The 12,996-nt window shown below is 61.5% G+C and carries 10 protein-coding genes; 2 read left to right on the top strand and 8 right to left on the bottom strand.

Going from position 1 to position 12,996, the window contains the following annotated elements; all coding sequences use genetic code 11:
* Window positions 1-16 precede the first annotated feature (16 nt).
* From greA to grpE, 7 genes are all read right to left on the bottom strand, one after another.
* Entirely contained in the window at window positions 17-499 is a 483-nt protein-coding gene (greA, locus tag V9K84_RS26010; RefSeq protein WP_078481340.1) for a transcription elongation factor GreA, read from the bottom strand.
* A complete protein-coding gene (carB, locus tag V9K84_RS26005) occupies window positions 496-3,717 on the bottom strand; it encodes a carbamoyl-phosphate synthase large subunit (protein WP_088513992.1) in 3,222 nt (1,073 codons plus the stop codon). Before carB ends, greA begins: the two co-directional genes overlap by 4 nt.
* 107 nt (window positions 3,718-3,824) lie before the next feature.
* Complete coding sequence (gene carA, locus V9K84_RS26000; protein WP_043863829.1) at window positions 3,825-4,961, bottom strand: glutamine-hydrolyzing carbamoyl-phosphate synthase small subunit; 1,137 nt, start codon at window positions 4,959-4,961, stop codon at window positions 3,825-3,827.
* Window positions 4,962-5,228: 267 nt separating this feature from the next.
* A complete protein-coding gene (gene dapB / locus V9K84_RS25995) occupies window positions 5,229-6,032 on the bottom strand; it encodes a 4-hydroxy-tetrahydrodipicolinate reductase (RefSeq protein ID WP_088513991.1) in 804 nt (267 codons plus the stop codon).
* A 13-nt stretch (window positions 6,033-6,045) separates the two neighbouring features.
* On the bottom strand, window positions 6,046-7,170 hold the full coding sequence (gene dnaJ, locus V9K84_RS25990) for a molecular chaperone DnaJ (protein WP_043863831.1): 1,125 nt from the start codon (window positions 7,168-7,170) through the stop codon (window positions 6,046-6,048).
* A gap of 192 nt (window positions 7,171-7,362) precedes the next feature.
* Window positions 7,363-9,279: a molecular chaperone DnaK gene (dnaK, locus tag V9K84_RS25985; RefSeq protein WP_043863832.1), complete on the bottom strand. Its 1,917-nt coding sequence runs from the start codon at window positions 9,277-9,279 to the stop codon at window positions 7,363-7,365.
* Window positions 9,280-9,381: 102 nt separating this feature from the next.
* The gene (grpE, locus tag V9K84_RS25980; protein ID WP_043863833.1) at window positions 9,382-9,936 is read right to left on the bottom strand and encodes a nucleotide exchange factor GrpE; all 555 of its coding nucleotides are present in this window, start codon (window positions 9,934-9,936) and stop codon (window positions 9,382-9,384) included.
* Window positions 9,937-10,165: 229 nt separating this feature from the next.
* On the opposite strand from grpE, the gene recN reads away from it, so the two are divergent.
* Window positions 10,166-11,839, top strand: a complete 1,674-nt coding sequence (gene recN, locus V9K84_RS25975) for a DNA repair protein RecN (protein ID WP_088513990.1) — start codon at window positions 10,166-10,168, stop codon at window positions 11,837-11,839.
* Window positions 11,840-11,947: 108 nt separating this feature from the next.
* Here recN and fur read toward each other — a convergent pair whose 3' ends face one another.
* A complete protein-coding gene (fur, locus tag V9K84_RS25970; RefSeq protein ID WP_043863835.1) occupies window positions 11,948-12,352 on the bottom strand; it encodes a ferric iron uptake transcriptional regulator in 405 nt (134 codons plus the stop codon).
* A 97-nt stretch (window positions 12,353-12,449) separates the two neighbouring features.
* Here fur and V9K84_RS25965 point away from each other — a divergent pair, with 97 nt between their 5' ends.
* Complete coding sequence (locus V9K84_RS25965; RefSeq protein ID WP_043863836.1) at window positions 12,450-12,974, top strand: outer membrane protein assembly factor BamE; 525 nt, start codon at window positions 12,450-12,452, stop codon at window positions 12,972-12,974.
* Window positions 12,975-12,996: the final 22 nt, after the last annotated feature.

The raw sequence follows: 12,996 nt of genomic DNA, 5'->3' as shown, positions 1-12,996 counted from the left end.
AAAGCCGCGCGGGCGATCAAATGTGACGGACTTCGACAATCTCGTACTCGACTGTGCCGCTCGGCGTCTTGATCACCACAGTGTCACCCTCTTCCTTGCCGATGATGGCGCGGGCGATCGGAGCACCGACCGAGAGCTTGCCGTTCTTGACGTCCGCCTCGTCCTCACCAACGATCTGGTAGGTCACCTGATCGCCGGTTTCGGTGTTTTCAAGGTTCACGGTGGTACCGAAGATCACCTTGCCCGTGTGGGCAATGGTGGTAACGTCGATCACTACCGCATTCTGCAGGCGGCCTTCGATATCGCGGATACGCGCCTCGACCATGCCCTGTTCTTCACGGGCAGCGTGGTACTCGGCGTTTTCCTTGAGATCGCCCAGCTCACGGGCTTCGCCAATCGCCTGGCTCAGGCGCGGGCGTTCAGTCTTGCTCAGGAAGAGATGCTCTTCCTCCAGGGCGCGAGCGCCCTGAACGGTCATCGGGTATTTGGTAATACTCATGCTTTGAGTCCTGCATGCAGATCCTGCAAGCGACGTACGGTTTTTTCCGGACCGAACTTCAGCGCTTCGCAGATGGCTTCACCGGCCGCAATGGTCGTGGTGCAGTAGATCTTGTGCTGCAACGCATTGCGACGAATCGAGTAGGAGTCGGCAATCGACTGGCGACCTTCGGTGGTGTTGATGATCAGCGACACTTCGTCGTTCTTGATCATGTCGACCACGTGCGGACGACCTTCGGTCACCTTGTTCACGCGACGCACTTTCAGGCCTGCCGCCTCGATGATCTTGGCGGTACCGGCCGTGGCAACCACTTCGAAGCCCAGGTTGATCAGGTCGCGGGCAACGCCAGCCACCTGCGGCTTGTCGTCGTCACGCACGCTGATGAACGCGGTGCCGCCGGTCGGCAGCACTTCGCTGGCGCCCATCTGGGCCTTGGCGAAGGCTTCGCCGAAGGTGTCGCCGACACCCATGACTTCACCGGTGGACTTCATTTCAGGGCCGAGGATCGGATCGACGCCCGGGAACTTCGCGAACGGGAACACCGCTTCCTTCACGCTGTAGAAGTTCGGAATGATTTCCTGGGTGAAACCGATCTCTTTCAGGGTCTTGCCGGCCATGACGCGAGCCGCAATCATCGCCAGCGAGGTGCCGATGCACTTGGACACGAACGGCACGGTACGCGAAGCACGCGGGTTGACCTCGATCACGTAGATCTTGTCGCCCTGCAGCGCCAGCTGCACGTTCATCAGGCCAACAACGCCCAGCTCCAGGGCCATCTTCTTGACCTGGTCGCGCACTTCGTCCTGCACATAGGCAGGCAGCGAGTACGGCGGCAGCGAGCATGCCGAGTCACCGGAGTGAACACCGGCCTGCTCGATGTGCTGCATGATCGCGCCGATCACCACGTCGGTGCCGTCGCAGACCGCATCCACGTCCATCTCGATGGCGCAGTTGAGGAAGTGGTCCAGCAGCACAGGGCTGTCGTTGGACACCTGCACCGCTTCACGCAGGTAGCGCTTGAGTTCGTCCAGTTCGTAGACAATCTCCATCGCACGGCCGCCCAGTACGTAGGACGGGCGCACCACCAGCGGGTAACCGATGACGCCGGCGGCACGAATCGCTTCGTCTTCGCTGCGCACGGTGGCGTTTGGTGGCTGCAGCAGGTTCAGGCGCTGAACCATCTGCTGGAAGCGCTCACGGTCTTCGGCGCGGTCGATGGAGTCCGGGCTGGTACCGATGATCGGTACGCCGGCTTCTTCCAGGGCACGGGCCAGTTTCAGCGGAGTCTGGCCGCCGTAGTGCACGATGACGCCCTTCGGCTTCTCGACACGCACCACTTCCAGCACGTCTTCCAGGGTCAGCGGCTCGAAGTACAGGCGGTCGGAGGTATCGTAGTCGGTGGAGACGGTCTCCGGGTTGCAGTTGACCATGATGGTCTCGTAGCCGTCTTCACGCAGTGCCAGTGCCGCATGGACGCAGCAGTAGTCGAACTCGATGCCCTGGCCGATACGGTTGGGGCCGCCACCCAGGATCATGATCTTGTCGCGGGTCGACGGGTTGGCCTCGCACTCTTCCTCGTAGGTGGAGTACAGATAGGCGGTGTCGGTGGCGAACTCGGCAGCGCAGGTATCGACGCGCTTATAGACCGGGAAGATCTCGAGCTTGTGGCGGTGACGACGCAGGTTCTTGTCGGTGATGCCCAGCAGCTTGGCCAGGCGCTGGTCAGAGAAGCCCTTGCGCTTGAGGCGCAGCATCAGTGCCTTGTCGATATCGGCCAGGCCCAGGGTCTTGACCTTCTCTTCTTCCTTGATCAGGTCTTCCATCTGCACCAGGAACCAGCGGTCGATCATGGTCAGGGCGAAGATTTCATCCACGCTCATGCCCGAACGCATGGCGTCGGCCACGTACCAGATACGCTCGGCGCCCGGCACGGTCAGCTCGCGCTTGAGGATGCTGGCAGCTTCCGGGCTGGCCAGGTCGACTTTCGGGTCCAGGCCGCATACGCCGACTTCCAGGCCGCGCAGGGCTTTCTGCAGCGACTCCTGGAAGGTGCGGCCGATGGCCATGACTTCACCCACGGATTTCATCTGGGTGGTCAGACGGGCATCGGCTTTCGGGAATTTTTCGAAGGCAAAGCGCGGCAGCTTGGTGACGACGTAGTCGATCGACGGCTCGAACGAGGCCGGCGTGCGACCACCGGTGATGTCGTTCTGCAGTTCATCGAGGGTGTAGCCAACAGCCAGCTTGGCGGCGATCTTGGCGATCGGGAAGCCAGTGGCTTTCGAGGCCAGGGCCGAGGAACGCGAAACCCGCGGGTTCATCTCGATCACGACCATGCGGCCAGTGTCCGGGCAGATACCGAACTGCACGTTGGAGCCGCCGGTTTCGACACCGATTTCACGCAGCACCGCCAGCGAGGCGTTGCGCATGATCTGGTATTCCTTGTCGGTCAGGGTCTGTGCCGGTGCGACGGTGATCGAGTCACCGGTGTGCACGCCCATCGGGTCGAAGTTCTCGATGGAGCAGACAATGATGCAGTTGTCCTTTTTGTCGCGGACCACTTCCATCTCGTACTCTTTCCAGCCGATCAGCGATTCGTCGATCAGCAGTTCCTTGGTTGGCGACAGGTCCAGACCACGGGCGCAGATTTCTTCGAATTCTTCACGGTTGTAGGCGATGCCGCCACCAGTGCCGCCCATGGTGAAGGACGGGCGGATAATGCACGGGAAGCCCAGCTTCTCGAGCACCGCATTGGCCTCTTCCATGCTGTGGGCGATACCCGAGCGCGGGCATTCCAGGCCGATGGCCTTCATGGCCTTGTCGAAACGCGAGCGGTCTTCGGCCTTGTCGATGGTGTCGGCGTTGGCACCGATCATTTCCACGCCGAATTTTTCCAGGACGCCTTCGCGCTCCAGGTCCAGCGCGCAGTTCAGCGCGGTCTGGCCGCCCATGGTCGGCAGAAGCGCGTCAGGGCGCTCCTTCTCGATGATCTTGGCCACCGACTGCCACTTGATCGGCTCGATATAGGTGGCGTCGGCCATGGCCGGGTCGGTCATGATGGTGGCCGGGTTGGAGTTCACCAGGATGACGCGAAAACCCTCCTCGCGCAGGGCCTTGCAGGCCTGGGCGCCGGAGTAGTCGAATTCGCAGGCCTGGCCGATCACGATCGGGCCGGCGCCGAGAATCAGGATGCTTTTGATGTCTGTACGTTTTGGCATGGGTTGTCACTCAAATCCGCGGGTCAGTGGGCAAGCTGTGTCGAACAATCCACTCGAGGAGCGCCTGAACGCGGCCTGTGCCGGTTCAGGACTGCCTCCGGGGGTGCTCAGCGGCGCTTGGCCATGGCATCGATGAAACGATCAAACAGTGGCGCGACGTCGGTCGGGCCCGGGCTCGCCTCAGGGTGACCCTGGAAGCTGAAGGCGCTCTTGTCGGTGCGCTCGATGCCCTGCAGGGTACCGTCGAACAGCGACTTGTGGATGGCGCGCACGTTGCCTGGCAGGGTCGCTTCATCTACCGCGAAACCGTGGTTCTGGCTGGTGATCATCACCACGCCGGTGTCCAGGTCCTGGACCGGGTGGTTGGCACCGTGGTGACCATGACCCATCTTGACGGTCTTGGCACCGGAGGCCAGGGCCAGCAGCTGGTGGCCCAGGCAGATACCGAACACCGGCACTTCGGTTTCGAGGATTTCGCGGATCGCCTGGATCGCGTAGTCGCAAGGCTCGGGGTCGCCCGGGCCGTTGGACAGGAACACGCCATCGGGGTTGAGCGCGAGCACTTCGCTGGCCGGGGTTTGCGCTGGCACCACGGTGACGCGGCAGCCGCGCTCGACCAGCATGCGCAGGATGTTCAGCTTGACGCCATAGTCGTAGGCCACGACGTGGTACGGCAGCTCGGCGGCGTCGATGGTCGGATGGCTGTCGGTCTTCAGGTTCCACACGCTGGAGCGCCACTCGTAGCGGCTCTTGGTGCTGACGACCTTGGCCAGGTCCATGCCCTTCAGGCCTGGGAAGCCGCGCGCGGCTGCGATGGCCGCCTCTTCAGAAATGTTGTCGCCAGCCAGGATGCAGCCGTTCTGCGCGCCCTTCTCACGCAGGATGCGGGTCAGGCGACGGGTGTCGATACCGGCGATGGCCACCACATTGTTGGCCTTGAGGTAATCGGACAGCGACATCGTGTTGCGCCAGTTGCTGGCGATCAGCGGCAGGTCACGGATGACCAGGCCGGCCGACCAGACCCGATCGGACTCGGCGTCTTCCGGCGTGGTGCCGGTGTTGCCGATGTGCGGGTAGGTCAGGGTAACGATCTGCTGCGAGTAAGAAGGGTCAGTCAGGATTTCCTGATAGCCGGTCATTGCGGTGTTGAACACCACCTCACCAACGGTCTGACCGTCGGCTCCAATGGCCTCACCGCGAAAAATGCTGCCATCGGCAAGGGCGAGTATGGCTGGCTTAGTCAAGAAGACCTCCCAAAAATAAAGCCTGAAGGGGCGATCGCAGGTTGCAAAAAAGCGGAATGACGTATAGACACGTCACCCCGCTTTCTTCGTCGAATTATCTGCGCGCTTTTAGTGGACACACTAAAGCTGTAGCTTACAGAAAAAGGCTTTTTCGGTCTACCACTGATGTGCCTGAAAGGCATGGGAATGCGACAGAAAGTCGCTTGTTTCAAACGCTCGGCCAGGGAGGCCGGCGAAGGGGCCGCATGGCAGCCCCTGATGCAGCAATCAACGCAGGTCGAGCACGTCCTGCATGTCGTACAGGCCCGGCGCACACCCATCCAGCCACAGCGCGGCACGTACCGCACCCTTGGCGAAGGTCATGCGGCTGGAGGCCTTGTGGGTGATCTCCAGGCGCTCGCCGTCAGCGGCGAACAGCACGGTATGGTCACCTACCACGTCACCGGCACGCACGGTGGCAAAGCCGATGGTCTTGCGATCCCGCGCGCCGGTCTGGCCTTCCCGGCCATACACGGCCACTTCCTGCAGGTCACGGCCAAGTGCATTGGCCACCACCTCGCCCATACGCAGCGCGGTACCCGACGGCGCATCCACCTTGTGACGGTGATGGGCCTCGATGATCTCGATGTCCACATCGTCGCCCAGCACGCGCGCCGCCATGTCCAGCAGCTTCAGGCTGAGGTTGACGCCAACGCTGAAGTTGGCGGCAAACACGATGGGGATGTCCTTGCCCGCCTCGGCCAGCAGTTGCTTCTCTTCAACACTGAAACCGGTGGTGCCGATGACCATCGCCTTGCCCGCCTTGCGGCAGAACGCCAGGTTCTTCAAGGTCACCGAAGGATGGGTGAAGTCGATCAGCACATCGAACTCGTCGACCACCCGATCCAGATCACCCGACAGCGGCACACCAATACGCCCCAGCGCCGCCAGCTCGCCGGCGTCAGCCCCGACCAGCGTACTGTCCGGACGATCCACGGCGGCGGTCAGGCCCGCCCCCGGCGTCTGCTGCACTGCCTCGATCAGGGTCTTGCCCATCCGCCCTGCCGCGCCCATTACCGCTATACGTCGCATGCCCTGTTCCTTCTTACAGATCGCCGAAGAAGCGCTTCACGCCTTCGAACCAGCCATTGGCCTTGGGAGAATGGCAGCTGTCGCCATCCAGCGAAACACGCAACTCTTCGAGCAGCTCACGCTGACGACGACTCAGGTTGACCGGCGTTTCTACCGCCACCCGGCACATCAGGTCGCCCGCACCACCGCCACGCACCGGCGCAACGCCCTTGCCGCGCAGACGGAACTGCTTGCCGGTCTGGGTCCCCTCGGGGATCTTCAGCTTGACCCGGCCATCGAGGGTCGGCACTTCCAGCTCGCCACCCAGCGCCGCATCGGTGTAGCTGATCGGCACTTCGCAGTACAGGTGCTTGCCGTCGCGCTGGAAGATCGGGTGCTCGCGCACATTGATCACCACGTACAGGTCGCCGGTCGGGCCACCCTGGGAACCTGCCTCGCCTTCGCCCGACAAGCGAATGCGGTCACCGGTATCGACGCCGGCCGGCACTTTGACCGAGAGGGTCTTGTACTCTTCGACACGACCTTCGCCATGGCACGAATCGCACGGGTCGGTGATGATCTTGCCCTGGCCGTGACAGCGCGGGCAGGTCTGCTGCACCGAGAAGAAGCCCTGCTGCATGCGCACCTGGCCAATACCGCCGCAGGTCGGGCAGGTCGAAGGCGACGAGCCTTTCTTGGCACCCGAGCCATCGCACGGCGCACAGTTGACCAGCGTCGGCACACGGATATTGACCGTGGTGCCGCGCACGGCCTCTTCCAGGTTCAGCTCGAGGGTGTAGCGCAGGTCGCTGCCACGCTGAGCGCCACCGCGGCCACCGCCCCGGCCACCGCCGAAGAAGTCGCTGAACACATCACCGAAGATGTCGGAGAAGTTGGCGCCACCGAAACCGGCACCGCCGCCACCCATGCTCGGGTCGACACCGGCATGGCCATACTGATCATACGCAGCACGCTTGCTGGCATCGGAGAGCACTTCGTAAGCCTCGTTGGCTTCCTTGAACAGCTCTTCCGAGGCCTTGTCATCAGGATTACGGTCCGGGTGGTGCTTCATCGCCAGGCGACGATAGGCCTTCTTCAGGTCGGCCTCGCTCGAGCCGCGCTCGACTCCCAGAACCTCGTAATAGTCACGCTTTGCCATAATTCTTTGCACTCTTGAGGACGTTCGGCATACCTCGGCGCATACCGCGCTGTGCCGCCAGCATTCAAGCGCGCTCGAATGCTGTAAAAATTCGGGTATTCCAGACACGCCAACGCGGGAGCAAGCCCCCGCGCGGCGACATCCTACCAGTCACTGCCGAACAGCAGTCAACCGGGCGACAACCTGTAGCTATTACTTGTTGTCTTTTACTTCTTCGAACTCAGCGTCGACCACGTCGTCGTGCTTGGGCTCTTCAGCTTCTGGCTGAGCACCGCCCTGAGGCTGTTCGGCCTGCTCGGCGTACATCTTCTGAGCCACTGGCGCGGAGACCTTCGACAGCTCTTCGACCTTGGCTTCGATGGCAGCCTTGTCGTCGCCTTTTACAGCGGCTTCCAGGGCGACAACGGCAGCTTCGATAGCAGCCTTCTCGTCCGCGGTTACCTTGTCACCAGCGTCGGCGACCATCTTGCGGGTCGAGTGAACCAGCGCGTCACCCTGGTTGCGGGCAGCGGCCAGCTCTTCGAACTTGCGGTCTTCCTCGGCGTTGACTTCAGCGTCACGCACCATCTGCTGAATTTCTTCCTCGGACAGACCCGAGTTGGCCTTGATCACGATCGACTGCTGCTTGCCGGTCGCCTTGTCCTTGGCACCTACGTGCAGGATGCCGTTGGCGTCGATATCGAAGGTCACTTCGATTTGCGGTACGCCACGTGGTGCTGGCGGAATCTCGGCCAGGTCGAATTTACCCAGCGACTTGTTCTGCGCAGCTTGCTTGCGCTCGCCCTGCAGCACGTGAATGGTCACGGCGCCCTGGTTGTCGTCGGCCGTCGAGAACACCTGCGACTTCTTGGTCGGGATGGTGGTGTTCTTCTCGATCAGCGCAGTCATCACGCCACCCATGGTTTCGATACCCAGGGTCAGCGGGCTGACGTCCAGCAGCAGCACGTCTTTCACGTCACCAGCCAGTACGGCGCCCTGAATGGCAGCACCCATGGCGACAGCTTCGTCAGGGTTCACGTCCTTACGTGCTTCCTTGCCGAAGAAGTCGGTCACCAGTTTCTGCACCAGTGGCATACGGGTCTGACCGCCGACCAGGATCACGTCGTTGATCTTGCTCACGTCGATACCGGCGTCTTTCAGCGCGATGCGGCATGGCTCGATGGTGCGCTGAACCAGGTCTTCGACCAGCGATTCCAGCTTGGCGCGGGAAATCTTCACGTTCAGGTGCTTAGGACCGGTGGCGTCTGCAGTGATGTACGGCAGGTTCACGTCGGTCTGCTGGCTCGAGGACAGCTCGATCTTGGCTTTTTCGGCAGCTTCTTTCAGGCGCTGCATGGCCAGCGGGTCACCCTTGAGGTTCATGCCGCTTTCTTTCTTGAATTCGTCGACGAGGTAGTCGATCAGACGAATGTCGAAGTCTTCACCACCCAGGAAGGTGTCGCCGTTGGTAGCCAGTACTTCGAACTGGTGCTCGCCGTCGACTTCAGCGATCTCGATCACCGACACGTCGAAGGTACCGCCACCCAGGTCGTAGACGATCACGGTGTGATCACCCTTGGCCTTGTCCATACCGTAGGCCAGTGCGGCTGCGGTCGGTTCGTTGATGATGCGCTTGACGTCCAGACCGGCAATGCGACCGGCGTCCTTGGTAGCCTGACGCTGGCTGTCGTTGAAGTAGGCAGGTACGGTGATGACCGCTTCGGTCACTGCCTCGCCGAGATAGTCTTCGGCGGTTTTCTTCATCTTTTTCAGAATTTCGGCCGAGATCTGAGGCGGAGCCATCTTCTGGCCGTTCACTTCCACCCAGGCGTCGTTGTTGTCAGCCTTGACGATCTTGTAAGGGACCATCTGGATGTCTTTCTGAACGACTTCTTCGTCAAAACGACGGCCGATCAGACGCTTTACCGCGTACAGGGTGTTGTGCGGGTTGGTCACCGCCTGACGCTTGGCCGACTGGCCGACCAGGATCTCGCCGTCATTGGCGTAGGCAATGATCGAAGGGGTGGTACGAGCGCCTTCGGCGTTCTCGATGACCTTGACGTTGCCGTTTTCCAGAATGGAGACACAGGAGTTGGTGGTCCCCAGGTCGATACCGATAATTTTGCCCATGTTAACTCTCCCGAAACTTTGGATTTGGTTGCCGCAGCGGTGGTTGCCAACTGCGGTAGCACTTAAACGCTTGACACTTAAATGGGGGCCGCCAGGCTAATTTCAAGCCTTCTCGTCAATCGAGGGCGAAACCGGAGCCGGAGCCTTGCTGACCACGACCATGGCCGGGCGCAGCAGACGCCCATTGAGCTGGTAGCCCTTCTGGAACACCTTGAGCACGCTGTTGGGCTCGACGTCCGCACTCTCCTGCATGGCCATGGCCTGGTGCAGTTCGGCATTGAATGGTTCGCCGTGCGGGTCGATCGCCTCGAGGTTGTAGCGCTTGAGGGTGTCGTGGAACATCTTCAGGGTCAGCTCGATGCCTTCACGCATCGGGCGGATGCTCTCGTCTTCGGCGCTGGACAGCTCCAGGCCGCGTTCAAGGCTGTCGATCACCGGCAACAGGTCACCAGCGAATTTCTCAAGGGCGAACTTGTGCGCCTTCTCGACATCCTGCTCGGCGCGACGGCGCACGTTCTGAAGGTCTGCGGCGGTGCGCAGGGATTGATCCTGGGCCGCCGCCAGTTGCTCTTCGAGCACCTGCACGCGCGTGCTCAGCTCATCGCCGGCCGCCTCGGCGTTCAGATTCTGTTCATCCAGCGTCTGTTCGTCAGCCATAAAATCTCTCCTTTGCAATTTCGTCAGCGAACTTACTCGCACGTCTGCCGGCTATATGGGGTCTGAAAATGCAGCTTCAAGGGCTGATGAACAGTCAGCAGCATTACCCTCATAACCCCTTGCGATCAAAACCCTCACCGAGCAACCGAATCAAACTAAGCACAAGCATTGTCAGGCGATTTCAAAACACTGTATAAATAACCAGACCTTACGCCTGGGAGCCGCCCCAATGCTGGTGCATCTTTCCGTACACAACTACGCCATCGTCGAACACCTGGACCTCGAACTCGCCCGCGGGATGAGCGTCATCACCGGTGAAACCGGGGCCGGCAAATCGATCATGCTCGATGCCCTCGGCCTCACCCTGGGTGATCGCGCCGACAGCGGCGTGGTGCGCCCCGGGGCAGACAAGGCCGACATCCTGGCCACCTTCGACCTGGGCGACATTCCCGAGGCCCGTACCTGGCTGGCCGAGCGCGACCTGGACACCGACGGCCCGTGCATACTGCGCCGGGTGATCACCGCCGAAGGCCGCAGCCGCGGCTATATAAACGGCACGCCTTGCCCGCTGGGCGACCTCAAGGCCCTGGGCGAGCTGCTGATCGACATCCACAGCCAGCACGAACACCAGTCGCTGCTGAAGACCGACACCCATCGCCGCCTGCTCGACGAATACGCCGGCGCCACCGACCTTGCACGCCAGGTCCAGCTGGCGGCGCAGCGCTGGCGGCAGACCCGCCAGGAGCTCGAGCGGCTGAGCAACTCCGGGGACGAACAGCGCGCGCAGCACCAGTTGCTCAGCTATCAACTCGAAGAGCTGGAAAACCTCAACCTGGGCGAAAACGAACTTGAGCTGCTGGAACAGGAACACAAGAACCTGACCAATGCAGAGGCCCTGTTCGGTATCTGCCGCCAGGTCATCGACCATTGCAGCGAGAGCGACTCGGGCAATGTGCTCAGTGCGCTGACCGTCAGCCTCAATCGCCTGACCGCCGTACAGAATGCCCCCAAGGCGCTGGCCGAGGCGGCCAACATGATCGCCAGTGCGCAGATTCAGGTGGAAGAAGCAGTGGGCGAGCTCAACCGCTTTCTCGACCATTTCGACGCCGACCCCGCGCGGCTGCAGCAGCTGGAAGAACGTCTCGACGCCCTGTACACCCTGGCGCGCAAACACCGCGTGCACCCCAGCGAGCTGGCCGACCTGCAGCAACGCCTGATGGAGGAGCTCGAAGGCCTCAACGCCAACGACGAGTCCATTGCCCGACTGGGTGACGAACTTGCCGCCTATGCCCGCCACTACCAGGAAAAGGCCTCGGAGCTGAGCCGCCTGCGCCAGCAGGCCGCGACCCAGCTGGCTGGCGCGGTGGAGCTTGAGATTCAGCGCCTGGGCATGCCTGGCGGACGCTTCAGCATCGAACTTCGCCCCAACAGTGGCGAAGACTTGTTGCCCCAGGGCCTGGAGCAGGTCGAACTGCTGGTCAGCGCCAACCCCGGCCAGCCGCTCAAGGCACTGACCAAGGTGGCTTCCGGGGGTGAATTGTCACGGATCAGCCTGGCGATCCAGGTCATTACCGCTCAGACCTCGCGCATTCCGACCCTGGTGTTCGACGAAGTCGACGTGGGTATCGGCGGCCCGACCGCTGAAATCGTGGGGCAGCTGTTGCGTCGCCTGGGCGAGCGTGGGCAGGTATTGACGGTCACCCACCTGCCGCAGGTTGCCGCGCAGGGCCACCATCACCTGTTCGTGCACAAGGTGCGCAACAGCGATGCGACCCATACGGCAGTGGCGAGCCTGGGCAAACGCGAGCGGGTCGAAGAGGTGGCGCGCATGCTGGGCGGCATCGACCTGACCAAGGAATCGCTAGCGCATGCCAGAAAGATGGTCGTCACCAGCAAAGCCTGAGTGCCCCCGCAGGAGCCGGCCTTGCCGGCGTAAAACATTACAGCCCCCACAAAGCACGAAGGCGACCCCAGGGTCGCCTTCAATGCCGTGCAATTCAAAGCAAAGTGCTTACTTTTTCTTGCGCACGTACAGCACGAGATTGTGATCTACCAACTCGTAGCCGTGCTCCAGCACGATTTCCTTCTGACGCTTTTCAATTTCAGCATCGAAGAACTCGATGACTTCGCCAGACTCCACGTTGACCATATGGTCGTGGTGGCCGCCGTCGGCCAGTTCAAACACTGCATGACCGCCGTCGAAGTTGTGACGAACGACAAGACCTGCCGCCTCGAACTGGGTCAGAACACGGTAAACCGTGGCCAGACCGACGTCCTCGCCTGCCTCCATCAACGCCTTGTAGACGTCTTCAGCACTCATGTGGCGCTGCTCGGTGGAGTCGAGCATCTGTAGAATCTTGACTCGAGGCAGGGTCACCTTGAGACCGGCTTTGCGTAATTCGCTATTTTCAACCATGGTCAGCTTTCTCGCCGATGCTGCTTCGCAGCTTCTCTGAATACGGGTATGATCGGGGTTTACGTTGTCCAGCCAAGATAGTGGAAGTCGCCCACCGATGCAAAACACCAAGCTCTTGCTAACCAGCCTCACCTTTGTGGGACTGCTCGCACTCGCCGGTTGCTCGTTCCCCGGGGTTTACAAAATCGACATCCAGCAGGGCAATGTCGTCACGCAGGACATGATAGACCAATTGCGGCCGGGAATGACCCGCCGGCAAGTACGGTTTATCATGGGCAACCCTCTGATCCAGGACACCTTCCACACCAACCGTTGGGACTACCTGTACAGTCTGCAACCAGGTGGGGGCGAGCGCCAGCAGGAACGGATGAGCGTGTTCTTCAACGAGAACGACCAGCTCGCCAGCCTGTCGGGTGACTTCATGCCGGGTGTGAGCCGCGATCAGGAAATCCTTGGCGGCGCAGCGGGCACCACTGTCAGCCCTGCCGAAGGCGAGACACCTGCCAAGCAGGAAGCCCCCGCCAAGCCTGGCTCGCTGGAAGACACGATCCAGCGCGACGTCGATACCATCGAAGTCATCCCGGTTCCAGTGCCGGAACCGCTGGACACCTCGCCGCAGTAAGCAAGGCGCAGGCAATAAAAAG

Origin of the sequence: Pseudomonas sp. AE27 (assembly GCF_037113495.1) — a bacterium.
Lineage (GTDB): Bacteria > Pseudomonadota > Gammaproteobacteria > Pseudomonadales > Pseudomonadaceae > Aquipseudomonas > Aquipseudomonas palmensis.
The sequence above is the reverse complement of the archived record's forward strand: the minus strand, read 5'-3'. Positions and strand labels throughout refer to the sequence as shown.

Excerpts from the sequence above, each read along its gene's own strand:
- grpE (WP_043863833.1), bottom strand. The coding sequence starts at position 9,936 with ATGGCTGACGAACAGACGCTGGATGAACAGAATCTGAACGCCGAGGCG.
- carB (WP_088513992.1), bottom strand. The coding sequence starts at position 3,717 with ATGCCAAAACGTACAGACATCAAAAGCATCCTGATTCTCGGCGCCGGC.
- V9K84_RS25965 (WP_043863836.1), top strand. The coding sequence starts at position 12,450 with ATGCAAAACACCAAGCTCTTGCTAACCAGCCTCACCTTTGTGGGACTG.
- recN (WP_088513990.1), top strand. The coding sequence starts at position 10,166 with ATGCTGGTGCATCTTTCCGTACACAACTACGCCATCGTCGAACACCTG.
- dapB (WP_088513991.1), bottom strand. The coding sequence starts at position 6,032 with ATGCGACGTATAGCGGTAATGGGCGCGGCAGGGCGGATGGGCAAGACC.
- greA (WP_078481340.1), bottom strand. The coding sequence starts at position 499 with ATGAGTATTACCAAATACCCGATGACCGTTCAGGGCGCTCGCGCCCTG.
- dnaK (WP_043863832.1), bottom strand. The coding sequence starts at position 9,279 with ATGGGCAAAATTATCGGTATCGACCTGGGGACCACCAACTCCTGTGTC.
- dnaJ (WP_043863831.1), bottom strand. The coding sequence starts at position 7,170 with ATGGCAAAGCGTGACTATTACGAGGTTCTGGGAGTCGAGCGCGGCTCG.
- fur (WP_043863835.1), bottom strand. The coding sequence starts at position 12,352 with ATGGTTGAAAATAGCGAATTACGCAAAGCCGGTCTCAAGGTGACCCTG.